Annotated in this window: 26 protein-coding genes; 5 read left to right on the forward strand and 21 right to left on the reverse strand. The window is 40.6% G+C overall.

The window, feature by feature from the left end; genetic code table 11:
* Positions 1-2: 2 nt before the first annotated feature.
* On the reverse strand, positions 3-761 hold the full coding sequence (locus tag AC0L3Y_RS10760) for an alpha/beta fold hydrolase (protein ID WP_473462371.1): 759 nt from the start codon (positions 759-761) through the stop codon (positions 3-5).
* Positions 762-847: 86 nt separating this feature from the next.
* Between AC0L3Y_RS10760 and AC0L3Y_RS10765 the strand changes: the two genes are divergently transcribed.
* Positions 848-1453 (forward strand): CDP-alcohol phosphatidyltransferase family protein, encoded by a 606-nt coding sequence (locus AC0L3Y_RS10765; protein WP_473462374.1) that lies wholly within the window; start codon positions 848-850, stop codon positions 1451-1453.
* Between the two features lie 55 nt (positions 1454-1508).
* Here the strand turns inward: AC0L3Y_RS10765 and AC0L3Y_RS10770 are convergent, their stop codons facing one another.
* The 6 genes from AC0L3Y_RS10770 to AC0L3Y_RS10795 all read right to left on the reverse strand — a co-directional run bounded on the left by AC0L3Y_RS10770 (position 1509) and on the right by AC0L3Y_RS10795 (position 7082).
* A complete protein-coding gene (locus AC0L3Y_RS10770) occupies positions 1509-1679 on the reverse strand; it encodes a hypothetical protein (protein ID WP_473462377.1) in 171 nt (56 codons plus the stop codon).
* Between the two features lie 2 nt (positions 1680-1681).
* Positions 1682-2152, reverse strand: coding sequence for a hypothetical protein (locus AC0L3Y_RS10775; protein ID WP_473462380.1), 471 nt, complete (start codon positions 2150-2152; stop codon positions 1682-1684).
* A gap of 48 nt (positions 2153-2200) precedes the next feature.
* Positions 2201-2485 (reverse strand): class I ribonucleotide reductase maintenance protein YfaE, encoded by a 285-nt coding sequence (yfaE, locus tag AC0L3Y_RS10780; protein WP_473462383.1) that lies wholly within the window; start codon positions 2483-2485, stop codon positions 2201-2203.
* Positions 2469-3602, reverse strand: a complete 1134-nt coding sequence (nrdB, locus tag AC0L3Y_RS10785) for a class Ia ribonucleoside-diphosphate reductase subunit beta (protein WP_473462387.1) — start codon at positions 3600-3602, stop codon at positions 2469-2471. The genes yfaE and nrdB overlap by 17 nt, the downstream gene beginning before the upstream one ends.
* 155 nt (positions 3603-3757) lie before the next feature.
* Positions 3758-6022: a class 1a ribonucleoside-diphosphate reductase subunit alpha gene (nrdA, locus tag AC0L3Y_RS10790; protein WP_473462391.1), complete on the reverse strand. Its 2265-nt coding sequence runs from the start codon at positions 6020-6022 to the stop codon at positions 3758-3760.
* Between the two features lie 334 nt (positions 6023-6356).
* On the reverse strand, positions 6357-7082 hold the full coding sequence (locus tag AC0L3Y_RS10795) for a heparan-alpha-glucosaminide N-acetyltransferase (RefSeq protein ID WP_473462395.1): 726 nt from the start codon (positions 7080-7082) through the stop codon (positions 6357-6359).
* 23 nt (positions 7083-7105) lie between these two features.
* Here AC0L3Y_RS10795 and AC0L3Y_RS10800 point away from each other — a divergent pair, with 23 nt between their 5' ends.
* Positions 7106-7663, forward strand: coding sequence for an alpha-ketoglutarate-dependent dioxygenase AlkB family protein (locus AC0L3Y_RS10800; RefSeq protein WP_473462398.1), 558 nt, complete (start codon positions 7106-7108; stop codon positions 7661-7663).
* Between the two features lie 35 nt (positions 7664-7698).
* On the opposite strand, the gene AC0L3Y_RS10805 is transcribed toward AC0L3Y_RS10800, so the two are convergent.
* From AC0L3Y_RS10805 to AC0L3Y_RS10825, 5 genes are read right to left on the reverse strand one after another with little or no spacing between them, the layout of a single operon-like run.
* On the reverse strand, positions 7699-7851 hold the full coding sequence (locus AC0L3Y_RS10805; protein WP_473462401.1) for a pyridoxine 5'-phosphate oxidase C-terminal domain-containing protein: 153 nt from the start codon (positions 7849-7851) through the stop codon (positions 7699-7701).
* Positions 7790-8338: a pyridoxamine 5'-phosphate oxidase gene (pdxH, locus tag AC0L3Y_RS10810; RefSeq protein WP_473462404.1), complete on the reverse strand. Its 549-nt coding sequence runs from the start codon at positions 8336-8338 to the stop codon at positions 7790-7792. The genes AC0L3Y_RS10805 and pdxH overlap by 62 nt, the downstream gene beginning before the upstream one ends.
* A gap of 2 nt (positions 8339-8340) precedes the next feature.
* The gene (gene coq7, locus AC0L3Y_RS10815) at positions 8341-8973 is read right to left on the reverse strand and encodes a 2-polyprenyl-3-methyl-6-methoxy-1,4-benzoquinone monooxygenase (RefSeq protein WP_473462408.1); all 633 of its coding nucleotides are present in this window, start codon (positions 8971-8973) and stop codon (positions 8341-8343) included.
* A gap of 14 nt (positions 8974-8987) precedes the next feature.
* On the reverse strand, positions 8988-9329 hold the full coding sequence (locus tag AC0L3Y_RS10820; RefSeq protein ID WP_473462411.1) for a histidine triad nucleotide-binding protein: 342 nt from the start codon (positions 9327-9329) through the stop codon (positions 8988-8990).
* Positions 9330-9373: 44 nt separating this feature from the next.
* Positions 9374-11671: a 7TMR-DISM family protein gene (locus tag AC0L3Y_RS10825; RefSeq protein WP_473462415.1), complete on the reverse strand. Its 2298-nt coding sequence runs from the start codon at positions 11669-11671 to the stop codon at positions 9374-9376.
* Positions 11672-11729: 58 nt separating this feature from the next.
* Between AC0L3Y_RS10825 and AC0L3Y_RS10830 the strand changes: the two genes are divergently transcribed.
* Positions 11730-11999 (forward strand): hypothetical protein, encoded by a 270-nt coding sequence (locus AC0L3Y_RS10830; protein ID WP_473462419.1) that lies wholly within the window; start codon positions 11730-11732, stop codon positions 11997-11999.
* A gap of 85 nt (positions 12000-12084) precedes the next feature.
* Here AC0L3Y_RS10830 and purD read toward each other — a convergent pair whose 3' ends face one another.
* From purD to dsbD, 9 genes are all read right to left on the reverse strand, one after another.
* Positions 12085-13371 (reverse strand): phosphoribosylamine--glycine ligase, encoded by a 1287-nt coding sequence (purD, locus tag AC0L3Y_RS10835; protein ID WP_473462422.1) that lies wholly within the window; start codon positions 13369-13371, stop codon positions 12085-12087.
* A gap of 54 nt (positions 13372-13425) precedes the next feature.
* Positions 13426-15003 carry a bifunctional phosphoribosylaminoimidazolecarboxamide formyltransferase/IMP cyclohydrolase gene (purH, locus tag AC0L3Y_RS10840; protein WP_473470618.1) on the reverse strand — a complete coding sequence of 526 codons (1578 nt, stop codon included), beginning with the start codon at positions 15001-15003 and terminating at the stop codon, positions 13426-13428.
* Between the two features lie 85 nt (positions 15004-15088).
* Positions 15089-15367, reverse strand: a complete 279-nt coding sequence (fis, locus tag AC0L3Y_RS10845) for a DNA-binding transcriptional regulator Fis (RefSeq protein WP_012070668.1) — start codon at positions 15365-15367, stop codon at positions 15089-15091.
* 113 nt (positions 15368-15480) lie between these two features.
* Positions 15481-16449 carry a tRNA dihydrouridine synthase DusB gene (gene dusB, locus AC0L3Y_RS10850; protein ID WP_473462427.1) on the reverse strand — a complete coding sequence of 323 codons (969 nt, stop codon included), beginning with the start codon at positions 16447-16449 and terminating at the stop codon, positions 15481-15483.
* A gap of 155 nt (positions 16450-16604) precedes the next feature.
* A complete protein-coding gene (locus AC0L3Y_RS10855) occupies positions 16605-17894 on the reverse strand; it encodes a zinc-ribbon and DUF3426 domain-containing protein (RefSeq protein WP_473462431.1) in 1290 nt (429 codons plus the stop codon).
* Between the two features lie 58 nt (positions 17895-17952).
* Positions 17953-18843 carry a 50S ribosomal protein L11 methyltransferase gene (gene prmA / locus AC0L3Y_RS10860; RefSeq protein ID WP_473462434.1) on the reverse strand — a complete coding sequence of 297 codons (891 nt, stop codon included), beginning with the start codon at positions 18841-18843 and terminating at the stop codon, positions 17953-17955.
* Between the two features lie 118 nt (positions 18844-18961).
* A complete protein-coding gene (gene accC / locus AC0L3Y_RS10865; RefSeq protein ID WP_473462437.1) occupies positions 18962-20302 on the reverse strand; it encodes an acetyl-CoA carboxylase biotin carboxylase subunit in 1341 nt (446 codons plus the stop codon).
* A gap of 21 nt (positions 20303-20323) precedes the next feature.
* Positions 20324-20764 carry an acetyl-CoA carboxylase biotin carboxyl carrier protein gene (accB, locus tag AC0L3Y_RS10870; protein ID WP_473462440.1) on the reverse strand — a complete coding sequence of 147 codons (441 nt, stop codon included), beginning with the start codon at positions 20762-20764 and terminating at the stop codon, positions 20324-20326.
* Positions 20765-21007: 243 nt separating this feature from the next.
* Positions 21008-22849 (reverse strand): protein-disulfide reductase DsbD, encoded by a 1842-nt coding sequence (gene dsbD, locus AC0L3Y_RS10875; RefSeq protein ID WP_473462444.1) that lies wholly within the window; start codon positions 22847-22849, stop codon positions 21008-21010.
* A 117-nt stretch (positions 22850-22966) separates the two neighbouring features.
* Here dsbD and AC0L3Y_RS10880 point away from each other — a divergent pair, with 117 nt between their 5' ends.
* Positions 22967-23833 carry a hypothetical protein gene (locus AC0L3Y_RS10880; protein WP_473462447.1) on the forward strand — a complete coding sequence of 289 codons (867 nt, stop codon included), beginning with the start codon at positions 22967-22969 and terminating at the stop codon, positions 23831-23833.
* Positions 23834-23845: 12 nt separating this feature from the next.
* Entirely contained in the window at positions 23846-24895 is a 1050-nt protein-coding gene (locus AC0L3Y_RS10885) for a DUF2333 family protein (RefSeq protein ID WP_473462450.1), read from the forward strand.
* The last annotated feature ends 8 nt before the right edge of the window (positions 24896-24903 follow it).

The following is a 24903-nucleotide window of genomic DNA, read 5'->3' on the forward strand; positions in this document are numbered from 1 at the left end:
CTTTATTCTAAAAAACGCTTCACAAGACTTGTAAAAGGGATTGGTTTTTCGGCGTGCAACCAATGACCAGCACCTGAAATGATCTTAAAGCTGGCTTGTGGAAAGGCTGCTTGTATGTTTCTTTGGTAGTCCGCCACAATATAGTCTGAGTTCTCTCCTTTAATGAAAAGCACTGGTAAATTAACTGGCTCTTCTATTAATGGTTTTTTCAAAATGACGTCGTAACTGTTTGCTATATTTTCTACTGATAAGGCTAGGCCGTAACCATTTTCGTTTTTCACAAGATTTTTTAATAAAAATTGTCTAATGGATACATTTGACTCATAGGCTGACAGTAAAACATCAGCGTCTTTTCTTGATGAAATACTTGTCTTTGTGATGGCTTTCAAACCTTCTAGTATTTGAGTATGGCTTGGTTGGTAATCAACTGGTGCAATATCAACAACAATCAGTTTTTCAAGTTGAGTTGGTGCAAGAGAGGCCATTTGCATAGCTACTTTACCACCCATGGAATGCCCCAATAAATTAAAAGTGCCTATGTTATTGGAGGTTACCCAGTCGAGTACAGCTCGAGCCATTTTTGGATAAGTCACATCTGGCATGCTGTCTGATTTTCCGTGATTCGGTAAGTCAACGCAGTATACGGAAAAGTATTCGGCTAAATTTTGAGCGATAGAATGCCAATTATCTGCATTGCCGAATAAACCGTGAATAATAATAAGGTTAGGGCCAGAGGAACTATATTGCTTTACGTGTATCATATTAGCCTTATATCGATAAGTTTTGAGTCATTGTAGCAAGTCTATAGCGACTTCGTCATTTTTGATCAGTGAGAGTTTTCCTATCTATGTTAGATCCATTTTTTATTAAACAACTAAAGACACCTTTGCGAAATGTGGCACTAAAGCTAGATATGACCGGAATTAAGGCGAATCATATTACTGTATTTGGTTTCGTCATGGGCATGTTAGCTGTGCCTTCTTTAAGCCAAGAATATTATGGGTTGGCTGTGATTTTTATTATTATCAACAGATTGATGGATGGTTTAGACGGCGCTGTGGCGAGAGTGCAAGGACCAACGGATTTAGGTGGCTATCTTGATATTACCTTAGATTTTATCTTTTACTCGGCGGTTATTTTTGGCTTTGCATTGGCAAATCCTGCTGACAATGCGTTAGCAGCAAGCTTTGTTATTTTCTCCTTCATGGGGACGGGGAGCAGTTTTTTAGCTTTTGCCATCATGGCGGAAAAGCGTCATATTAAAAACTTGGACTACGGTGGTAAGTCGTTACACTTTATTGGAGGCTTAGCAGAGGGTGCAGAGACCATCGCGTTTCTTGTGTTGATCTGTTTGGTACCAGCACATTTCGTCGTACTGGCTTACGTATTCGGAACTCTCTGTTGGGTCACAACCGTCACACGTATTTACGCCGGTTATCGAACGTTAGGCTAGTTTATTTTAATGTTTGAAAAATCTGATATATAACCTAAAAGATAATCGCTTAAAATTATTTTTTTGAGCTAGAGTCTGAAGTACTGCCTTGGGAGGTTGTACTTGTTCCAGGTGCTTGGCTCATTGGTGGGATATTGGCACTTTCAGTGTCGGCTGTAGTTGCCACTCTTTGCATTGCTGGAATACAAGCACTATTAATAGCAAAAACTCTTGTATCTTTAGACATATTTATTTCTCCAGATTAAAAATTACAAACCCAACGATAAAAGCTAATGCTATTATAAATAGTGCACCAGAAAGGTAGTTCAGTAGTGAGTTAATATACTCATAAATATTAAATTTATTGAATGCTTCTTGTTCATTTTCAATATAGTACTGTTCGGCATGTTTTAGTTGTATCGATATACCTTTGTTACTAATTAAAAAGGAAATAAGTATTACAACTATAGATAGTAAAAAGAATCCCCAAGATAATTTCAAAACTAAGAGGTGCTTGGCTTCTTCTAAAGGTATGACGAACCTAATAAAGGCTAAAGACATAGCTAAACCAGCACTTGATAAAGATAAAATAGCCTTATCATAAGCTTCAGTATTGGATAGTTGTCTTTTGTATAATTCGTCTCTGTAAGAATCGAAAATTTCAGTAGATCGTTTTTCTTCCTCAGGAGAGCGTGTAATCAATTGTTGATTATTTGGCAACGTTCATCACTCCACCTATTTAATATTGGAAAAAACCCTTGTTCAGCCCTACAAAAACTGTATTTCTATATCGCTTTTCACAATGGCACAGCACGCCAGTAAATAACCGCTTTGTACCCAAGCTAGAGGCTCAAACGGGTAACTGACGTTACCCCATAAGAGTTTAATCGAGCAAGAAGAGCAGTAACCCTCGCGACATTGATATTCCACATGAATTCCAGCCCGTTCAAGTTGAACCAATAAAGGCTCTTCTTCTGTTACTAGAATCTGTTTCTTACCGATTAGTACGCGATGTACTTGCTCTTTTTTCTCTGATTTAGAGATCGAAGTCATCGAAGTCTGAGTCGTCTAAACTGTTGTCTGTTTGCCCAACCAAATAAGAGCTTATTTCAGCTTCTTGTGGTGCGACTTGAACGTTGTCACTGACTAGCCAGGCGTTAATCCAAGGAATTGGGTTGTGCTTGGTCTCGAAGTGAGTATCTAGGCCAACAGCCTGCATACGAACGTTGGTAATATATTCCACATACTGACCTAAGATTTGTGCGTTTAGGCCGATCATAGAGCCATCTTTGAATAAGTAGGTTGCCCATTCTTTTTCTTGTTCAGCGGCTTCGATAAAGATATTGCGCATTTCATCTTTACATTCTTCTGCAATGATGGCCATTTCTGGATCATCCTTACCGGATGCCATTAGGTTAAGCATGTGTTGTGTGCCAGTTAAGTGTAGAGCCTCATCGCGGGCGATAAGCTTGATGATTTTAGCGTTGCCTTCCATCAAAGTACGCTCAGCAAAACCAAAACTACAAGCAAAACTGACATAAAAGCGAACCGCTTCTAAAACGTTAACAGAAGCAATGGTTAGGTAAAGTGCTTTTTTTAGCTTAGGCATGGTGATTTCAATATCCCCTTTACCTGGGATACTAAAGGTACCAAAACCCATGGTGTTATATAGATTCACCATTTCAATTAGGTTGTCATAGTATTTTGAAACACTGTCTGCACGCTTGGTAATTTCTTGGTTTGTTACGATATCATCAAAAATGAGCGTTGGGTCATTAACGATGTTACGAATGATATGCGTGTAAGAACGACTGTGGATAGTTTCACTGAATGACCAAGTCTCTATCCAAGTTTCTAGTTCTGGTAAAGATACGATAGGCAGTAAAGCCACGTTTGGAGATCGACCTTGTACACTGTCTAGTAAGGTTTGGTATTTTAGGTTACTTAAGAAAATGTGCTTTTCATGCTCTTCCAATTTTTGAAAATCTTTACGGTCAGTAGAAAGGTCAACTTCTTCTGGACGCCAAAAGAAAGACAATTGCTTTTCGATTAGCTTTTCGAAAATAGGGTGTTTTTGTTGGTCGTAACGAGCCACGTTGACATTTTCACCAAAGAACATAGGTTCTTTCATACTATCGAAGTGCTTACGGTTAAAAGTCGAGTAACTCATTGCTTGGATATATCCTCTGATACGTAAGGTGACTCATTAAATTGAATCGGCCTTAGTTATTAATACTATGTAATTAATGAAATAAAAGTGGCTTGTGATTGTCTTAAAAACTTAACAAGCCTCATTATATGAGGCTTGTTTGTTTTTAGCTTGGATTAAATTTTACAAGCTCCGCCTGCACAATCATCCATATCTTCTTGCTTATCGTCTGCACCATCACGAGTATTATGGTAATAAAGCGTTTTAACGCCCAGTTTATAAGCTGTTAGTAGGTCTTTTAAGATCACTTTCATTGGTACTTTTTGTGATTCAAACTTCTGTGGATCGTAGTTTGTGTTTGCAGAAATTGCTTGGTCGACAAATTTTTGCATTATGCCAACCAGTTGCAAATAACCATCGTTTGATGGAATCGTCCACAATAGTTCATAGTTATCTTTTAGACGCTCAAACTCGGGCACAACTTGTTTTAGAATGCCGTCTTTGCTGGCTTTAACAGAAACAAAGCCACGAGGTGGCTCGATACCGTTTGTCGCGTTACTGATCTGAGAAGACGTCTCTGATGGCATAAGCGCCGTCAGCGTAGAGTTACGTAAGCCATGTTCAACAATTTCAGAACGTAAACTTTCCCAGTCGTAATAAAGAGTCGAAGGGCAAATATTATCGATCTCTTTTTTGTAACTATCGATTGGTAAAACGCCTTTCGCGTAAGTTGTCTCATTAAATGCCAAACAAGGACCAAATTCTTTCGATAATTTGTTTGAAGCTTTTAGTAAGAAGTATTGGATGGCTTCGAATGTTTTGTGAGTTAATTCATTAGCGCTGCCATCTGAATATTTAACACCATTTTTTGCTAGGTAATACGCGTAATTAATAACACCAACACCCAAGGTACGGCGTAACTCGGTAGCACGTTGAGCAGCTGGTATTGGATAGTTTTGGTAATCCAATAGGCTGTCTAGCGCGCGAACGATTAATTCTGCCAATTCTTCTAATTCATCTAAGTTTTCTAGAGCACCTAAGTTGAAAGCAGATAGGGTACAGAGGGCAATTTCACCTTCAGGATCATTAATGCTATTCAAAGGCTTAGTTGGAAGCGCAATTTCTAAACATAAGTTACTTTGTTTAACTGGCGCTACTTTAGGGTCAAATGGACTGTGCGTATTACAGTGATCGACGTTTTGAAGGTAAATACGACCAGTACTTGCGCGCTCAGAAGCAAATAGGGTAAATAACTCGGTGGCTTTTACCGTTTGTTTACGGATTGATTCATCTTGTTCATACATAGTGTATAGACGATCAAATTCTTCTTGGTCAGCAAAGAACGCATCATATAAACCAGGAACGTCAGATGGACTGAATAGTGTGATATTGCCGCCTTTGATTAAACGCTGATACATCAAACGGTTAAACTGCACACCATAATCTAGATGGCGAACACGGTTTTCTTCAACACCGCGGTTGTTTTTAAGCACTAATAAGCTTTCAACTTCCAAATGCCAGATAGGATAGAAAACAGTCGCAGCACCACCACGGACACCACCTTGAGAACAGCTTTTAACCGCTGTTTGGAAGTGTTTGTAGAATGGGATACAGCCCGTATGGAAAGCCTCACCACCGCGAATTGTACTACCAAGAGCACGAATTGCGCCTGCGTTCACGCCAATACCAGCACGTTGGCTGACATATTTCACGATAGCGCTGGAAGTAGCGTTAATAGAATCTAAAGAATCACCACATTCAATTAGTACACAGCTACTAAATTGGCGAGTCGGAGTACGAATGCCTGACATGATAGGTGTTGGTAATGAAATCTTGAATTGAGAAACAGCGTCATAAAAACGGCGAATCAAATTCAAACGTTCTGCCTTGTCATATTTTGCAAATAGACAAGCAGCAACAAGGATGTAAATAAACTGAGGGCTCTCGTAAATCTCACCTGTTACACGGTTTTGAACAAGATATTTGCCTTCTAATTGCTTAACGGCTGCATAAGAGAAATTCATGTCTCGAGAATGATCAATCACATCATTGAGCTGATTGAAATCTTCTTGTGTGTAATCTTCAAGCAGGTGATCGTCATAGCGATTTTGCTGAACAAGATTTTTCACATGGTCGTAAAGATGTGGTGGTTCAAAATCACCGAAGGCTTTTTTACGTAAATGGAAGATGGCTAAGCGAGCGGCTAGATACTGATAATCTGGTGTGTTTTCAGAAATCAAATCAGCAGCAGATTTGATTAACGTTTCGTGGATGTCAGTGGTACGAATGCCTTCAAAGAATTGAATCTGTGCTTTCAGCTCTACTTGAGAAACAGAGACATTATCTAAACCTTCCGCAGCCCACGTGATGACTTTGTGAATCTTTTCCAGATTGATACTTTCGGTCTTTCCGTTACGCTTAGTAACTGTGAGAGTGCTCATGCCTTAACTTCCCATTAGTGCATTATAGAAAAAGAGAATAAGTTACTGTGTAAAAAGAGGTGACTTACTCTATGTAGTGTGCTTTTCGGTCATGACACACTACATGTAGTGTGTCGTTTAAAATCTGTGGTGAACAATAGTGCTCATTTAACTTAAAATCAAGGCTTGAAAAACTATCAAAAACAAGAATTAAATAAAGGCTAAGTGCTTACTCACTTGCCCTGCCACAAAAAGTATAAAGTTGACGATTGGCAAGGTCATAAAAGAGTTTTTAGCTATTTTTTTGTGTATTTTTTGTTGGAGTCAAAGAAAGGCGGGTGCGCACAAAAAACGATCAAAAAATAAATGTAAGCACCATTTTGAATCCAGCAACCAAAGCAAATAAAATTACTTGATGAACAAGGTAAATTGGTAAGGCGAAACGCCCCATGAATGCCAAAATATTGACGAGTAAAGATTTAGGTGTTGGGTATTTATGGCAATTTAAATAGCCCAATAATGGGCCGATTAAGATCACACCGATCCATGGAAAGGGAAAGACGATATCGAGAGTTCTCTGTGGAAGGCCTAGAAAATCAGTTATCGTTGCAAAAGCGTTTGGGAAGGTTAGATAGTTTGTTGTGTGATAGGTAAGCAGAATGCTCCCCCCAATAATGGCCGATATGATAGGCCACTTTGCAAATGGCCGAGTTAGTAATGATGCAATAAAGATAAAGTGAAGTATGCCAAAGTAAATCCATTGGTCTGGTACTGCAATATAAGTGGCTAATGAAATGGTCGATGCAGCAAGGAAAAGCTTAATGTCTCGCTTCCAGAAAGATCGGTAAGCACCTTTTTTAAGTGTCAAATAACTAGACCAGCCAATTGCTGTTAAAAATAGGGTTAGGATTAGGCTTCGAAAATATACCCAGAATGGATCATGTATAGAATATTCCATAAAGCTAAAGTTGCGTAAATCCCAACAAAAATGGAATATCATCATTAATAGAACGGCTAAACCACGGTAAGCGTCTAAAAAATCACTGCGCTTTGCTGGCGAATTAATCGAGGAAGGTTGCATTGAAATCCAAGGTAAGTAGTTGAATGGAAGCTAAGCCATCATACCGATACTCATTTTCTAGCTCAAGTTTGCTAGGTCTCATGACGGAGCTTCAGTCGAGTTTGACTTGGCAAAGGGAGCGTTTGCCAATGTTCGGACGAGAGGTTGAGGTTCCTAGGCGGGTTGCTTTTGTCGCCGATGAGAGGGTTTGCTATCGCTATTCCGGAAAAGATCACTATGGCGTCGGTTGGCCTGAATATTTATTGCCGATTAAAGCTGAAGCGGAACTTTTGGCACAACAGCCTTTTAATTCGGTGTTGTTAAACTGGTATAAAGACGGTGAAGAATATATGGGCTGGCACTCCGACAATGAAAAAGTGTTAGGTCCAGCTCCTATTGTTGCTATGTTGAGTCTTGGTGTGACGAGAAGCTTTTTATTTCGTTTAAAAGCGAATCATAGGGTTAAGCATAGTGTGGAATTAGAAGATTCAAGCTGGATAATTATGAGTCCATCTACTCAGGTGCTATGGCATCATTCATTGCCTGTTAGAAAGCGAATCAAAGAAGAGCGGATTAGTTTAACTTTCCGGCTCTTGCTTTGATGCTTGAATGGCTTTTAATTAAGTGTAGCCCTTAGTTAAGGGGCTTTTCGTGTTCTCTCCCAAGTTTCATCTACTAAGGTATAGCAAATTCTGTCGTGTAAACGACTTGGGCGGCCTTGCCAAAACTCAATAAAGGTTGGCTTTAAAGTATACCCCCCAGTTCTCTGGACAGGGTATATCTTGCCCATTGAAAGCTTGCTCTTCCTCGTCAAAGGCTTTTTCTAATACTCCACGGTTGGCAATGACAGAACTTTGTTTCGAAGTTCGTGCTGCGAGCTGACTGCCTCGTGGGCGACTTGCGAAATAAGTTTTAGATATATCACGAGCCACTTTTTCAATTGTGCCTTCAATGCGAATTTGACGAGAAAGGGCTGGCCAAAAGAAAGTCATGCTGGCTTTATTGTTCTGCGCAAGCTGCTGAGCCTTTTCACTGTCGTAATTGGTGAAAAACGAGAAGCCAAATGCATTACGTTGTTTTAAGAGCACAATGCGAGAATGAGGGCCACCATCTTTGTCTACTGTGCTCAATGTCATGGCAGTTGGATCATCAGGACAAGCTTCGATGGCTTTTTCAAGCCAGATGTCAAAAAGTGCCAGAGGGTCATTACCAGCTTGATCTTCTAAAAGGTCTTCGAATTGATAGTCTCGGCGAATAGAATGGAGATCTCTGTTCATAATTAAATCCGATAAGTGGTTGTTGTCATGACTTTAGAAACTTGCGTCATGATTGCCATAATAGGTCGGGGGAATTCGTAGCCGCCAGCGTCTAACGCCATTTCTTTGTGTCTGGCTTCATCTAGGTGCATTTGTGTCAAAACCGCTTTGCTTTTCTTATCTTGCGACGGTAAAGCCTGCATGTGTTTCTGTAGGTGGACGCAGACTTGATCTTCGGTTGCTGCCACAAAACCTAAGCTTAATTTATCACTGATGAGCCCAGCGCCAGCGCCAATCATAAAGGAGGCACCATAAAAAAATGGATTCAGTAAACTCGGCTTACTGTTTAAATCATAAAGTCGTTGTTCACACCACACCAGATGATCAATTTCTTCGTCTGCTGCATGCTCCATTTCTTTACGTACTGCATCTAACTTGGCGGTAGTTGCTTGCCCGGCGTAGAGTGCCTGAGCGCAGACTTCACCAGTATGATTGATACGCATTAATCCAGAGGCATGTCTACGTTCATCCTTATTCAATTCTGCTTCGTCAATGTGATCAGCAGGAGAAATACGTGACGCCTTTGCAACATGTGGAACCAAAGTCTGTAAAGCGCGATCAAATTGTAATACGGCTTTGTCTAGAAAAGAGATCATTTCTATTTCTCCTGTTAGCCTGGAGGCCATGTCATTTGTCGGCCGCCCAGTACATGCATGTGGATATGGTAAACCGTTTGCCCACCCATTTGGTTACAATTCATAGCGACACGATAACCTGCATCGCTAATGCCTTTTTGCTTGGCTATTTTGGCAGCTGTAATTTGCAGTTTGCCAACAACGGGGGCATCTTCATCAGTTAGGTCATTTAACGTACTAATATGACGTTTTGGGATGACAAGGAAGTGGGTTGGAGCTTGTGGCATGATGTCTTCGAAGGCAATCACATCATCGTCTTCATACAAAATGGTTGCCGGAATGTCACCACTCACTATCTTACAAAATAAACAATCCATATCATCTCCTTTTATTTGTATTATTCAGGGTTCGTTATTGGGCTTCAAGGCGTTATGCGCAAAGGTTTGATGCGTGACAATGTTGTGTTCTTTAATCTATCGCCTTTTTGAATTAGGCGTGAAAGTTGTTGTGTGAGCTGGCTTTCTAGATCAGAACAAGCCAATATTTCGTCAAAGCCCAGTTTTTTCGCGTAATCAAGGGACATTTTAACATTGTTACTTATTAGTAAACACTGATCTTCTGGTCGCATTAGCGGCAATATTCTTTGTTGAGTGATATGTGGAATATGCCCACCATTATCAAATACTAAAATAATTGAGCCTGATTCTCTTTTCTCTGGATGCTCTAAATATTCTAGAACGCTTTCTAATGTTGAAAAGTGTTCTATTTTGTTGGAGTGGCCCTGCAGAATCGTGAGTGCTTTTTGAAGGTCATCATCTTCTTGACCAAAGAATATAAGGTCAAAATGACTTTGTTGAGCTGTTTTATTGGCTCGATGGCGAACATGAGAGTTAATAGGTATTTTAATCGTTATGCTTCGTGTTTGATTGCTTTCTGATAATTGAGTTTGACCTTTTAAATATTGAATTAAAAGGCTGATATAACTCATGCCGAAGTCTACATTGGTTGAGCTTTCATGGACTCTTGCGGGTAGAGGGTAGCAATTAAGTTCTAAAATTGGAGCGCCTTCTCGACTTAACTCATGATAAGTGATGTTAAATGTAAGAACTTGATCCGTAAAATGTTTGAATTCTTGTGTTAAAACTTCAATAAGGTGTTGCAGGGTTTTTGCATGTTGTAACACTTCGATATGGTCCGTATTAAACCTATTGAGTTCGATAACGGTATTGTCTTGATCTAGTTTTTGAAAATTATTATGAGCATTTTCTATTAACTGATTCAGTGCAACAGGTGACGGTTGCTCTGGAGATGTACTGTCTTTTATATCGTTAAGGCAATCGATTCGTTCTACCAAGCTTTTTAAATTATTGTTTGCAGTTTGACTGCTGGTGAGTAAAAGCTTGGTATCTGGCGATGTTGCGGCTTGCTCAAGGTGAGTTAGTCCTCCACCGATAATGTTTATTTGGCGGCGTACTCGGCTTGAAAGATCCGACAGTAAATCAAAAATATCAGCTTTAGTGTAATTGGCGTTGTGGGAACGTTTCTGTAGTAAAGGAATGGTTTGTGCAAACATTCCAGTAAAGTGAATTAAGGCTTCTGTGATAACTGTTAGAGTTACCCCCCATTCAATCCAAAATTGGCTAGGTAGTATACCGTAAACCGCGATTAACCAAGCGAAATATCCAGTGACTATCATTAGTCTGGCCGCTAAAAAATAGCTTGAAAAAGGTACGCTTTTAATAAAAGCGATAATAGCGTGTATGGTTAATAATATTAGAGAACTAGATACAAGTACGGATAGCATCATGATGTTGATACTTTCAGGGAAAAGCGTAAAAACAATGGAAAATAGTGCACTTATTATTCCAGTTGAAATTAATATTTTATCCATCCTGGGGAGATGGTTTTTTGTGTCTAAATAAAGCCGAGAAAAAAAGATAATGGCGCATAGGCAGAACAAAGAAGCTAAATTATAAATACGTTCTTGTATGCCAATCACATTTGGAAAAAATTGCGACATTTGATCATGAATACTTAGGTGTAAAACAGCAATGCCAGCCAATAAGCTTGCATAGATTAAATACATCGCATGAGATGTTTTAAAGTAAAAAAAGATATTGGTTACAAAGATGGTTAATAGAATCCCCATTAAGACACCTGTCAGGGTAAAATCCTTTTGTGTGTCTGTCCCCATTTTTGACAAGGTTTTGAGCTCAATTTTTGCGTTGATAGGGAGGTATGAAGATAGCTTTATATACACGGTGAAAATAGGAGGAGTGTTGGTCGGAATCGGAAAAACATAATTTGGTGTTTTTATCAGCCTATTATTGTACGGGCGTGCGCCGCCAAGCTCTGCTTGTACTTGGCTTTCATAAATGTTTGGTAAATAAATATCTAGATATTGAAGTCTAGGCGAATCTATTTCTAATAAAATAGGTGTGTTGGTGGTCGTTCGTATAGCAATGTCAGTGCGAATCCAAACATTACCTTTGACTAGACCAAATTGTAGGTAATCACGATTTATAGGGCGAAAGCGCTTTGAGTATTCATCTGAAATAATGGTGTTAAAAGAGAGGTTTTGTTCCTTATCGATAAAATAAGAGCCACTTTCTCCAATGTTGAATGAGCTGTTTGAGTCATCAATAATGGCTATCGTATTTGCACTCCATGCAATGTTGGAGATAATGAGTAAAAATAGTAAGATGAATCGATACAACACAATGTTAGCCCGAGCCTATTTAGTAAAGGCTATCATTATTAACTAGATAAGGGATCGAATGCTATATCCAATTTTAGTGGAATATTACGTTTGGTTTAGTTTGTTACTGTTAGCCGTTACTTGGTTTGCTCGACAATCAAAACCAAAAAACCGAACAAATCTCATATATGGTTATGGAATGATCGCGGCACTGGGCTTTGTATTGGCCTTTGATTGGGTAGCTGGTGTGATCTTTGGTTTAATTGTACTTGAGCTTGGTCGTTTACTTAGAGCTTGGTTGAATAAGAAAGAAGCGCAATTAAAGAGTAGTACTAAAGATAAAAATTAAGTTTATTTGTGTACATGGTTCGGAGTAAAACATAAAAAGGCCTCATCAGAGGCCTTTTTATTAATTGAAATAAACTAGATTGATTTTATTTCTGTTCACGAGCTATAGCACGGTGGCCAATGTCGGTACGGAAATACACTTTATCCCAAGATAGTTTTTTGACTACATCGTAAGCACCAGCTTGTGCGTCAGCCACGGTATCGCCAAGAGAGACAGCGCAAAGCACACGGCCACCATTAGTAACCACTTTGCTGCCTTTCAATGCGGTGCCTGCTTGGAATACTTTTTGATGTGCAGGAAGTACGCTATCTAAACCAGATATAACATCACCTTTAGGATAATCGGCAGGGTAACCGCCAGCCGCTAAAACAACGCCTAAGCTTGCTCTCGGGTCCCAATCAGCTTCCACTGTATCTAGTTTGCCATTGATTGCAGCTAAACACATTTGAGCTAAATCAGAACGCAAACGCATCATAATAGGCTGTGTTTCAGGATCACCAAAACGACAGTTATATTCCAGTGTTTTCGGTGTGCCGTCTGCGTCGATCATGACACCAGCATATAAGAAGCCGCGGTAACGATTGCCTTCAGCATTCATGCCTTTTACTGTTGGCATAATGACTTCATTCATAATTCGATCATGGATCTCTGGTGTTACCACTGGAGCAGGGGAGTAAGCACCCATACCACCAGTATTTGGACCAAGGTCGCCATTATCGCGTGCTTTATGATCCTGGCTGGTGGCCATTGGTAGAACCGTTTCACCATCCACCATACAAATGAAGCTGGCTTCTTCACCCGTTAAGAATTCTTCGATGACAACACGGCTACCAGCATCACCAAAGGCATTGCCCTGTAGCATGTCTTCAACCGCTTCAATGGCTTCTGCTTCAGTGTGTGCCAAAATAACGCCTTTGCCTGCAGCAAGACCATCAGCTTTAACAACGATAGGTGCACCTTGTTGTTTGATATAAGCCACAGCTGGGGCAATTTCAGTGAAGTTGCCATAACTTGCAGTAGGAATCTTATGACGTGCTAAGAAGTCTTTAGTGAACGCTTTAGAGCCTTCTAGTTGAGCGGCTGCAGCGGTTGGGCCGAAGATAGCTAGACCTTCTTTTTCAAACGCATCAACAACACCAATTACCAGCGGGGCCTCTGGGCCAACAATGGTTAAACCAATGTTTTCGCTTTTTGCGAAAGCAACAAGAGCTGCGATATCGGTCACGCCAATGTTAATGTTCTCAACTTTGTTTTCCATTGCTGAACCAGCATTACCTGGCGCAACAAAAACTTTTTCTACATCGCTTGATTCTGCGGTTTTCCAAGCAAGAGCATGTTCGCGACCGCCGTTACCAATAATAAGAACTTTCATGATTTGTTCATCCTATATTGTCAATTTTAATGACAGCTTTGTAGTGACTGCTTTTTAATGGCGGAAGTGACGCATACCAGTAAAGACCATTGCCATACCAGCCTCGTCAGCCGCTGCAATGACTTCGTCATCACGCATAGAACCACCAGGTTGAATTACAGCAGTAATGCCTGCTTGAGCTGCTGCATCAATACCATCACGGAATGGGAAGAAAGCATCTGAGGCCATAACCGAACCGACAACTTCTAGATTTTCATCCGCAGCTTTAATTCCTGCAATTTTTGCACTGTAAACGCGGCTCATTTGACCGGCGCCCACACCGATTGTTTGTTCTGCTTTTGCATAAACAATGGCATTAGATTTAACAAATTTAGCCACTTTCCATGCAAACAATAGATCTTTTAATTCTGCGTCAGTCGGTTGGCGTTTTGAAACGACTTTAAGGTCATCTAATGTAATAGCGCCGTCGTCACGGTCTTGAACTAACAATCCACCGTTAACACGCTTGTAATCCAAGGCGGCAGGTTTATCTTGTGACCATTGACCGCATTCAAGTAAGCGAACGTTTTGTTTTGCCGAAACAATTTCAACGGCTGCTTTGCTGACACTAGGCGCGATAATCACTTCAACGAATTGACGGTCAACAATGGCTTGTGCTGTTTTTGCGTCTAATTCTTGGTTGAAAGCAATAATGCCGCCAAAGGCCGATGTTGGGTCTGTTTGGAAAGCTAGATCGTAAGCTTCAAACTGTGTTGTAGCTGTTGCAACACCGCAAGGGTTTGCATGTTTAACGATCACGCAAGCAGGTTTGTCAAAGCTTTTTACGCATTCAAGTGCTGCGTCAGTATCTGCTATGTTGTTATAAGACAGAGCCTTACCTTGAATTTGTTTTGCGGTGCTGATGGATGCTTCTTTTGGATTAGCTTCGACATAGAATGCCGCTTTCTGATGAGGGTTCTCACCGTAGCGCATTTCTTCTTGTTTGTTGAATTGTAGATTAAAGGTGCGAGCGAAGTCTTCGCTACCACCAGCTACTTTTTTACCTAAGAAGTTGGCAATTGCACCATCGTAATGTGACGTATGTTCGAATGCTTGTACTGCAAGGTCAAAACGTTGATCGTAAGTTAAACCGCCATCAGCTTTTAATGAGGCCAGTAGGCTGTCGTAGCTTGATGGGGAAACAACGATAGCAACGTCTTTGTGGTTCTTAGCTGCTGAGCGAACCATTGTAGGTCCACCGATATCAATGTTTTCGATAGCCATTGGTAGGTCACAATCTGGGCGCTCAATAGTCGCTTCGAATGGGTAAAGGTTGACCACAACCATATCGATTTCATCGATGCCATGTTCTTTCATGATGGCGCCGTCGATGTCACGACGACCAAGAATGCCACCATGTACTTTAGGATGAAGAGTTTTGACACGACCATCCATCATTTCAGGGAAACCTGTGTAATCGGATACTTCGGTCGCAGTAACATTATTCTTTAACAACAAAGCGTAAGTGCCGCCAGTTGAGAGGATTTCAACGCCTTGAGCTGTCAGTTCACGTGCGAATTCGACAATGCCTGTTTTGTCAGAAACGCTGATTAAAGCTCGTTTGATTGGAGTAACTGTTTTTTGATTTGCCATCATGGTTCTCGCAATAATTTAACACTAAATAAACAAGGGGAAGGTTAAACGAAAAAAGGGCGAATTCGCCCTTTTTTCTTGTACTCTATAGCATGCCGTATTGCTTTAACTTCTTGCGAAGAGTTCCTCGGTTTAAGCCAAGGATGGTGGATGCTTTTGTTTGGTTATCCTTTGTGTAGCTCATTACAGACTCTAACAAAGGCGCCTCAACCTCTGCTAAGACTAACTGGTATAAGTCTGTTATTGGCTGCCCATCAAGATGAGCGAAATAGTTTTGTAGTGCTTTTTCAACATTGTCACGTAAAGTTTGTGACTGCTCTGAAGAAGCGGCTTGAAACGTATGAGTATGAGTTTGTTCTACCACAGAATGACCTTCTATTTTTAAAGCTAACCATTTATTAATGTGAATTGAATGATAATAATACCGTCTTAAGGGTTTTCTTATTATTCAATGCATTAAGTACAAGGTTTGTTTACCTATTGGTAAACAAAGAACTCTTCTAATTTATCAAGTTGCTCTTGCGTATTATCAATACGGTTAAACAAGCTGCGAAATTGTGATTTATCCGCTAACGTCTGCAAATACCAACCAACGTGCTTGCGAGCAATACGTACACCCAAATAGTCACCATAAAATTGGTGTAGGGCGTTTACGTGGTTGATGACAAGCTGTTTCACCTCAAGTAAAGATGGAGGCGCTAACAATTCATTTGTTTCTAAATAGTGATTTATTTCACGAAATATCCACGGCCTACCTTGGGCGGCGCGTCCGATCATAATGCCGTCCGCGTTTGTGTAATCTTTCACGAATTTTGCTGATTCAGGGTCTTTGATATCACCATTAGCAAAAATGGGAATACTTAAATGACGCTTAATCTCTGCAATTGTGTCGTATTCAGCAGTTCCTTGAAACTTGCATTCTCGTGTTCGTCCATGAATAGCTAATGCTTGAATACCAATGTCTTCAGCCATTTTAGCAATGGCAAGACCATTCTTTTGATCTTGACTCCATCCTGTACGGATTTTTAGAGTGACAGGAACAGAAACACTACTTACAACAGATTCCAGTATTTCTCGGACAAGAGCTTCGTCTTTAAGTAATGCTGAGCCAGCGGCCTTATTGCATACTTTTTTAGCAGGACAACCCATATTGATATCAATGATTTGTGCGCCCAGTTCAACATTTTGTTGAGCTGCTTCAGCCATCATTTGTGGGTCGCCACCAGCAATTTGAACTGACCTTGGAGAAACCTCAGCATCGTGAATTAAACGATGGCGGCTTTTGGTCGAGTTCCACAGACGAACATCAGAAGTGACCATTTCTGATACGACTAAGCCTGCTCCCTGATCATGACAAAGGCGGCGAAAAGGCAAATCCGTTACGCCTGCCATTGGGGCAAGAATAACCGGTTTGTCAACGCAATACGGGCCAATAGCAAATGCCATGATATTCCTGAATACTGGATTGAATGTTAAAGATCGTCGACAGCGTCGAGCGGGCGTGAATAATACCTAGGCAATTGGTATTTTTGAAGTCTTGACAGACTAAAAATTGACTATTTTTTGTTCTTTTTTTAGTTCAACCCTAAAAAACACCAAAACTAGTAAGAGCGAGTATCCGAAGGGAAGGCTTTTAGTTGGTGAGTAACCGCACGTGCACCTGGATCTTGGATAGGAATTACCAAGTGGATAGGGGTATTTGGTGGCATATAGGTAATATCTAGAAAGTCTTTATGTAAATAATCGGTTGGCGAAAAAAGTCTTGCGGCAACAGGTGAGCCATTTAAGTCGAAAAATTCCAGTGCAATTTTTGGCATAGCCTGAGAGAAGTTACTAACGTTTGTAATGATAGCATTTACCAATAATGTATTTGCTATTGATGGGTGGCTTTGAATGCGTACATGCTGAATGGTGATGGTGCTTACATCCTCAAACTTTGGCAAGACGCAATTATAATAAGAGCAAATGCTTTGATAAATGGATCTGAATTTTGCTGAACGGCTACCTTCATCGAAAAAATGGACAGCGACTTGAGTGCCTAGCAAAGCCAGACCTAATAATATAGCCAAAAACCATAGCCAAGGATGTGAATTCTTTTTCTCGGATGATTCGGTTTCTTCCAATAGAGGGGCAAGGCTTTCTTGAGCGGATAACTGTTCCAGAAAGCTATGTTGGTTTTTTATGTCAGACGGTCGTGTTTGTTCTGAAGCTGTTTGTGCTAAAGATTGCAAAGCAACCATATAGTCTGGATCTTTTTCTGGTATTGGATCAGTGTCGGTTTTATCGAGCTGAATACCTGTGTTTTTTGGCTCAGTGACTTTTCTTTCTGATGCCTTTTTGACAGGCTTTCCGGTATTTTCTGATTGAGGTCTAGCGTTTAGAGCGGCTTCTACTTCCGCTAGTTCGACTTCCCAAGGTGCTAGGTCATCTTGTTTACCATCATTCGCATTTATTTCGATTTTAGCTGATTTTGCTCGTTCTTGATAAGACCTAACACGTGCCTGATAATCATTTGGATCGTTTTGTGGCGTTTCAGCTGTATCGAGTTCATCAAATGGGTTTAAATCTCCATCGTCAAATAGGTTTTGCATTGAATCAGGATTAATAGTGTTGTCTTCTGACGTAGGATCAGAATTTTCAGTGGCGCTGACTTTTTCTGGTGGTTTTTTAGATGCAGGTGAAGCTTGTTTCTGTGTGTTTTGTTTTGGCGTATTTTGTTGAGAGGGGCGACTTTTTTCTGTTTGAATCGTTTGTTGGGGTTGTTTACTTGCATCAAATATATGAAAACACTGACCGCATCTTACTTTGCCTTTGGCCATGCTTAATACTTCATCGCTAACACGAAATGCAGTTGAACATTTTGGGCAACGTGTTATTAAGCTATTGGCCATGTGACAGTATCTTCCTGTTTAAATCAATACAAATTGTTAATATAAATAGATCTAAATATTATGCGTTTTTCGTGCCGACAATACGAACCCATTCTTCTTTTTCTGTAATTGAGTCTATGGTGAACCATTCTTCATAGGCTTGAATAACTTCTTGGGCTTGGTTTGCAAGAATGCCAGACAATGCTAGTTGACCATTGGGTTTAACTAGTGCTGAAATGGTTGGCGCTAGATGGGCTAGTGGACCAGCAAGAATATTTGCGACAACAATGTCTGCTTGTAGGTCCGATTCATAGGGTGGTAATTTCACTTCAATGCGGCTTGGGTCTATTTTGTTGCGCTCAGCATTGGCTTCTGTCGCCTGAACTGCTTGAGGGTCGATATCAATACCAACCATGTTATTTGCGCCAAGTAATAAACCTGCGATACCTAAAATACCGGAACCACAACCATAATCTATGATGGTTTTGTTTTGGCAGTCAATGCTGTCTAGCCATTGTAAACAAAGAGCGGTTGTCGGGTGTGTGCCTGTACCAAAGGCTAAACCAGGATCAAGCATCAAGGTGACTGCTTTAGGATCAGGTACTTCACGCCAACTTGGGCAAACCCAAAGACGTTCACCGAATTGGATAGGGTGGTAGCTGTCCATCCATTCTCTTTCCCAATCTTTGTCTTCAAGTATTTCTATTTTCAAATCCACATCAGATTCACCTATGGATTCTGCTTTGTGCTCAATCACAGGACGAATAGTCTCGATATCTGTGTCTGCTTCAAATAACCCAGTGACCTTAGTGTTTTTCCACAAAGGAGTGGTGTTTAAATCTGGTTCATATACAGGGTCATCATGAACGTCTTCGAAGGTGACGACCATAGCGCCACACTCTAATAAAGTGTCTTCGAAAGCAGGAACGTGATCAGGTGTAGTGTGGATACAAATTTGAAGCCAAGGCATAAAGTGGAGTCCAACAATAAATAAACAGGGATAGAATAACGAAGCTTTGTGCGAGAGGCGAGAGGAAAATGATAGTCCCTAGTGATTTATGCAATCACTAGGGACGAAACTACGACCTTTAAAGACCGAGTTTTTTCTCCAAGTAATGGATGTTAACGCCACCAATAATGAAGTTTGCGTCATTTACTAGATCTTTCTGTAGCTCAATGTTGGTTTTGATACCATCGATGAACGTTTCATCTAGAGCGCCTGAAAGACGTTTTAGTGCAGCTGTTCTGTCCGGTGCATGACAAATGATTTTAGCGATCATGGAGTCATACGTTGGTGGAACTGTGTAGCCGCTGTACAAATGAGAGTCAACGCGAACACCCATACCGCCGGGTGCGTGGAAGTAATCCACTTTACCTGGACAAGGCATGAAAGTTTTAGAGTCTTCAGCATTAATGCGAGCTTCAACAGCGTGGCCATTTAGCTTGATATCTTCTTGTTTCAACGACAATGGCAAGCCACTAGCGATGCGAAGTTGTTCTTTAACGATATCAACACCTGTTACCATTTCAGTAACAGGGTGCTCTACTTGAACACGAGTGTTCATTTCGATGAAGTAGAAGCCGCCGTCTTCGTACAAGAATTCGAATGTACCCGCGCCGCGATAGTTGATTTTGATACAAGCATCTACACAAGCTTTTAAACAAGCTTGGCGTGATGTTTCATCTAGCATTGGAGCTGGAGCTTCTTCTAATACTTTTTGATGACGACGTTGTAGCGAGCAATCACGATCGTATAAATGAACCGCATTTCCTTGACCATCAGCAAGTACCTGAACTTCTACGTGACGTGGGTTTTGTAGGAATTTTTCCATATAAACCGTACTGTCACCGAAGTAGGAGCCGGCTTCAGATTGAGTGATACTGATTGATTTTAGTAGGCTGCCTTCGTTGTGAACAACGCGCATACCGCGACCACCACCACCAGCCGCAGCTTTGATGATAACTGGAAAGCCAATTTCATGAGCAATGCGTATACATTCTGCTGGATCAGATGGTACAGGACCGTTAGATCCAGGAACGGTAGGTACGCCAGCTTCTTTCATTGCCTTGATTGCAGAAACTTTGTCACCCATAAGGCGAATTGTTTCAGCTTTTGGACCAATGAAAGCAAAACCAGAATTTTCAACTTGTTCCGCAAAGTCAGCGTTTTCAGCAAGAAAGCCATAACCTGGGTGTATTGCTGAAGTATCTGTTAATTCTGCCGCACTAATAATCGCTGGAATATTCAGATAGCTTTGTGCTGAAGGATTTGGGCCGATACAGATAGACTCATCTGCAAGGCGAACATGTAATAAGTCACGGTCAATTTTAGAGTGAACCGCAACCGTTTTAATACCGAGTTCTTTACACGCACGTAAAATACGTAGCGCGATTTCGCCTCGGTTAGCAATCAATACCTTATCGAGCATGATGAAACCTATTGCTTTGAATTAAATGATAGTAACAAGTGGTTGATCAAATTCCACTGGCTCGCCGTCTTCAACAAGAATAGCGCCAATTGTACCAGATTTATCGGCTTCAATTTGGTTCATCATTTTCATTGCTTCTACGATACAGATAGTGTCGCCGGCATTTACTTTTTGGCCAACTTCAATGAAAGCTTTAGCACCTGGTGCAGAAGATTTGTAATAAGTGCCAACCATTGGAGAGTTAACCGTATGACCAGAAACAGCAGCTGGTGCTTCAGGGGCGGCTGCAGAAGCGACAGGTGCAGCAGCTGGTGCTGCCATTACAGGAGCTGGCATTTGTGCCATAACAGGGGCACCACCACGACTGATTCGAACAGCTTCTTCGCCTTCTTTGATTTCGATCTCGTAGACGTTAGATTCTTCTAAAAGCTCGATCAGTTTCTTAATTTTACGAATGTCCATGATTACTCTCTTCTGTCAATATTAATGATTCAGTGACTTCATTGATCACTGACTATTATAAATTTCTTCGCTTAAATACATTATTGTGTCAAACAGAACTATTTTTGAAAATAGAAATGTAAAAGCTTGTAAACCGAAATTATCGATAAAAAGCAGGATATTGTCCAGTTATGCTGCAAAAAAACCTAAAAATGTTTGTGTTGATTTATTTTTGATCTCTAGTAAACTTTCTATATTGTCGTACTAATTATGTATAACATAATCTAAACGTCCCACTATATCGGCTTTAGTTGGTTCGCCAATTAATGAGAGCTCTTTACGTTCATTTCCTTGGGAATCTAAAAAAACCAAAGAAGGTGGTCCGAACAAATTAAACTTTTTCATAAGTGCTTGGTTGCTTGCTGAATTTTCCGTTACATCAACTCTAATAAGTTGAATGCTATTGAGCAAAGGTTGAATCTCTGGCGACACAAACATCTCTTCTACAACTTTGCAACTGATACACCAATCTGCGTACAAGTCTAAAAGAATAGGGCGACTGTCATTATTGCCGACAATAGCGTCCAATTCTTCCAAACTAGTGATGGTTCCATCAAATGTTGGTGATTTTTGTACAGTACTGATTGATGATGTTGAGCCGAGTTTCTTTAATGGTTCCGTTGGTGTCGTATTTCCCATTGCACCACCTAATAACTCAATGCTGCCAATAATGAAAAAAGCTAAAGCAAAAAACCAACGAACGGGGTGAGATATGCCACTGTTATTACGATGAATAAAGTAACTACTAATGGCAATTGCTAGAGTCCCCCATAAATACAAATGACTTTCCAAAGGTAGCCAACGGGTTACTAGCCAAATAGAAACGGCTAATAAACCGAACCCCATAAGTACTTTAATATCTTCTAGCCATTCGCCGTTTTTAGGTAATATTCTAGGGCCGAATAGTCCGACTAATAGCAATGGCACTCCCATCCCAATCGCCATGATAAATAGCATAATTGCGCCATACCAAGCATCACCTTGGCTACTGATATAAAGTAACGTTCCAGCTAATGGAGCAGAAACACAAGGAGAAACAATTAAAGTTGCTAAAACACCGGCTAAGAAAACGCTACCAGTTGATTGCCATGTAGAACCCGTACTGCTGGTGGACGATTGCAGTTTTTGTTGCCAAGACGAAGGCAGTTTGAGTTCATAAACACCAAACATGGAAAGTGCGAGAAGTACAAATAGAAAGGCGCTGATTGCCAGTAAAATAGGATTCTGTAATTGTGCTTGTAAGTTGAGTTGAGTGCCAAACACACCAACTAGACCACCAATTGCGGCGTACGTTAGGGCCATTGCTAAGACATAAATCAGACTGTAATAAAAGGCACCTAATTTGGAGCGACGTGTGCCAACAACGATAGCACTGACAATGGGAACCATAGGTAAGACGCAAGGTGTAAAGGATAATAGTAGACCTAAGCCAAATAATACACTGATCGTTGTCCAAAAATTACTTGAATCAATCAGTTGACTAACAGATTGAGCCTCAGATAGAGGGACTTTATTAACCGAATTGTTGACTGAAGTGGCACCAACACTTGTTGCTGTTTGCTTGGCTGTGACTTCAGGTGTTGATGTTGCTTGAGATGATAGGGGGACAGTAAAATTAATTGAAATTTTTTGAGGGGCATAACATAACCCAGCATCTGCACACCCTTGATACCCTAGTGTTGCATTTACCTTAGTTCCTGCAGGAAGATTAATGTCATAGTAGATAGGTAACGTTACTTGGTTGCGATAAGTCGTGACTAAACCAAAATAAGGGTCTTGTTTTGTTTTGCCTGAAGGAAATGGTGCGAAATGCAATTTGTCTGCATCTTTACCAGACAAAGTGAATTGTTCTTGGTATAAATAGTAACCATCGTGAATTTGCCATTCAGCGATAAATTTACCGTCTTCAGGGGAGGAAATAGCGAACTGAAAAGCTTGCTCAACGGGAAGAAAGTCGGGCTCTGAAATTTTAGACGTTGGCCCAAACGTAAATGCTTGGACGGAGCTGTTAACAAGCAATAAAAGCAGTAAGGTAAATAAGCGCATATATATCTTCAATCAGGTGGAAGGTGTTGTTCTAATAGAGAACTTATATTTCATCACATTCGTTGTGGCATGTAGACTACCAATCCACTTTAAAGTTGCCAATCACAAGGGGATAAATTGAATAAAAACCTCGTTTCTTTTTTATTTTTTGTGCTTTTCATCACTGGATGTCAGCAAAATGTTGCACCATCAGGTGAAAATTTGTCTGAATCAGAGCTTGAGTCTGAGGTCAGTGCAATAGATGATGCACATTTAGATGATGATAGCTCTATAGAAAATGAAAACCCTGTAGCAAGCGAAAACTTCATAGAAAATGATATATCTACAGATAGTGAATCTAAAAATGTTATTTCTGACATAACTGAAGAGCCACTTACACCGTACGAGCTTATTACCCTTGACCTACTTGAACAAGGTGAACGTGCATTGGCCACTGAAAGACTACTAACGCCAGAAGATGATAATGCCAATTTGTACTTTCAAGCAGCGTTAGGGCGAGATCCCGGTAACTTTAGAGCCACACAAGGTATTGCCAATATAGTGGATGTATATACTGATTGGGCGTGGACAGCAGCAAAAGCGCGAAGCTATCAAAAAGCAGAACGATATTTAGATTATGCCCGCTCTGTTAATCCAGAAGACCCTTTGATTGTTGAAATGACCTCTCGCATAACGGACTTAAAAACACAGCGTAAGAGTATAGTAAAGCAAGAGAAGAAAAAGGTTGAGCCATTAGAATTGAAAGAAGGGCAATATTTATTGCCGAAAACGCTTTTTAGTTTGAGCGAAGATGAGATAATTTCAGAAATTCAGCCTATTATAGACATCGTATCAAGAACGGGTCAGTCCTTAGAAATATACTGGCCAAACGATAAAGAAGCTCGTCTGATTTATCAGATCATTAATAGTCGTATTCCAGAGTTCCGTGTACGTGCGATGACATTTCGTCGTGCCAATTACATGGTCGAGTTACAACAGAATTAAGGTAGGTCAACAATGTCGTGGTTAACCGATAAATTGCAGCATTTGAAACAAAATATTAATTTTTCAGGGCTGGGTAAAACAGCCATGTACGCTATATTGGTAATTGCCATACTCCTTAGCTTCTTGGGCATGTATTGGAGCAGTGAACCAGAGCAATTTGATGTTGTTGCCACAGCAAAAGAAAAAGCAGCAGAAGGTGGTTATCTTGATAACAGTAAAAAACTAGTTGTTGGCTATACAACTGCTAGTACACTACACACCATTATTGAAACCCTATTAGACAAGCCGGGCGGCTTTATTACTAATGACCTTATGCCGCCGGGAATATTTATGGATAACATGCCAGCATGGGAATTCGGTGTATTGGTTCAATCCCGTGACCTAGCCAGAGCCTTTCGAAAAGAGTTCAGCCGTTCTCAATCTCAATCTACCGAAGACGTGAATTTAAAAATTGCTGAGCCGCAGTTTAACTTTGATACTAAAAGTTGGGCGTTACCATCTAGTGAAAGCGAATATCGTCGTGGTAACAAGGAGCTCATGGAATACCTCGATCGCTTAGCAGATACATCAAAAAATGATGCGCAATTTTATGCCCGTGCTGATAATTTATCGGATTGGTTATCAGATGTCAGTACTCGGTTAGGAAGCTTGTCTCAGCGCCTTTCTGCCAGTGTTGCCAATGTTCGTGAAAATACCGATTTAGCAGGTGAGAAAAACGCTCGTCAAACCAGCGATACAGGTACGTATCAATACGTGAAAACCCCTTGGTCAAAAGTGGATGATGTGTTCTACGAAGCGCGAGGCACCAGCTGGGCTTTGGTTCATATGCTCCGTGCAGTCGAAGTGGATTTCTTTTTTACTCTACAAGACAAGAATGCTCTTGTTAGCTTACGTCAAATCATTCGTGAACTGGAAGCAACACAAGCCAGCATCTGGTCACCAATGATCTTAAACGGCAGCGGTTTTGGCGTATTGGCGAACCACTCTCTCGTCATGGCGTCTTATATTTCTCGTGCTAACACGGCCATCATTGATTTACGCACTCTACTTGAGCAAGGTTAAACTCTGAT

The organism is Marinomonas sp. GJ51-14 (genome assembly GCF_055808695.1).

What these genes read in the sequence shown, in the direction of transcription:
- nrdA (WP_473462391.1), bottom strand. Translation starts at nt 6,022, where the DNA reads ATGAGCACTCTCACAGTTACTAAGCGTAACGGAAAGACCGAAAGTATC.
- coq7 (WP_473462408.1), bottom strand. Translation starts at nt 8,973, where the DNA reads ATGATCTCTTTTCTAGACAAAGCCGTATTACAATTTGATCGCGCTTTA.
- AC0L3Y_RS10855 (WP_473462431.1), bottom strand. Translation starts at nt 17,894, where the DNA reads ATGGCCAATAGCTTAATAACACGTTGCCCAAAATGTTCAACTGCATTT.
- yfaE (WP_473462383.1), bottom strand. Translation starts at nt 2,485, where the DNA reads ATGACTTCGATCTCTAAATCAGAGAAAAAAGAGCAAGTACATCGCGTA.
- AC0L3Y_RS10885 (WP_473462450.1), top strand. Translation starts at nt 23,846, where the DNA reads ATGTCGTGGTTAACCGATAAATTGCAGCATTTGAAACAAAATATTAAT.
- prmA (WP_473462434.1), bottom strand. Translation starts at nt 18,843, where the DNA reads ATGCCTTGGCTTCAAATTTGTATCCACACTACACCTGATCACGTTCCT.
- AC0L3Y_RS10765 (WP_473462374.1), top strand. Translation starts at nt 848, where the DNA reads ATGTTAGATCCATTTTTTATTAAACAACTAAAGACACCTTTGCGAAAT.
- accB (WP_473462440.1), bottom strand. Translation starts at nt 20,764, where the DNA reads ATGGACATTCGTAAAATTAAGAAACTGATCGAGCTTTTAGAAGAATCT.
- AC0L3Y_RS10800 (WP_473462398.1), top strand. Translation starts at nt 7,106, where the DNA reads ATGGAAGCTAAGCCATCATACCGATACTCATTTTCTAGCTCAAGTTTG.
- AC0L3Y_RS10760 (WP_473462371.1), bottom strand. Translation starts at nt 761, where the DNA reads ATGATACACGTAAAGCAATATAGTTCCTCTGGCCCTAACCTTATTATT.
- AC0L3Y_RS10770 (WP_473462377.1), bottom strand. Translation starts at nt 1,679, where the DNA reads ATGTCTAAAGATACAAGAGTTTTTGCTATTAATAGTGCTTGTATTCCA.
- AC0L3Y_RS10830 (WP_473462419.1), top strand. Translation starts at nt 11,730, where the DNA reads ATGCTATATCCAATTTTAGTGGAATATTACGTTTGGTTTAGTTTGTTA.
- purH (WP_473470618.1), bottom strand. Translation starts at nt 15,003, where the DNA reads ATGGCAAATCAAAAAACAGTTACTCCAATCAAACGAGCTTTAATCAGC.
- AC0L3Y_RS10805 (WP_473462401.1), bottom strand. Translation starts at nt 7,851, where the DNA reads ATGGGCAAGATATACCCTGTCCAGAGAACTGGGGGGTATACTTTAAAG.
- accC (WP_473462437.1), bottom strand. Translation starts at nt 20,302, where the DNA reads ATGCTCGATAAGGTATTGATTGCTAACCGAGGCGAAATCGCGCTACGT.
- pdxH (WP_473462404.1), bottom strand. Translation starts at nt 8,338, where the DNA reads ATGAACAGAGATCTCCATTCTATTCGCCGAGACTATCAATTCGAAGAC.
- dusB (WP_473462427.1), bottom strand. Translation starts at nt 16,449, where the DNA reads ATGGCATTTGCTATTGGCCCGTATTGCGTTGACAAACCGGTTATTCTT.
- AC0L3Y_RS10795 (WP_473462395.1), bottom strand. Translation starts at nt 7,082, where the DNA reads ATGCAACCTTCCTCGATTAATTCGCCAGCAAAGCGCAGTGATTTTTTA.
- dsbD (WP_473462444.1), bottom strand. Translation starts at nt 22,849, where the DNA reads ATGCGCTTATTTACCTTACTGCTTTTATTGCTTGTTAACAGCTCCGTC.
- nrdB (WP_473462387.1), bottom strand. Translation starts at nt 3,602, where the DNA reads ATGAGTTACTCGACTTTTAACCGTAAGCACTTCGATAGTATGAAAGAA.
- purD (WP_473462422.1), bottom strand. Translation starts at nt 13,371, where the DNA reads ATGAAAGTTCTTATTATTGGTAACGGCGGTCGCGAACATGCTCTTGCT.
- AC0L3Y_RS10820 (WP_473462411.1), bottom strand. Translation starts at nt 9,329, where the DNA reads ATGGATTGTTTATTTTGTAAGATAGTGAGTGGTGACATTCCGGCAACC.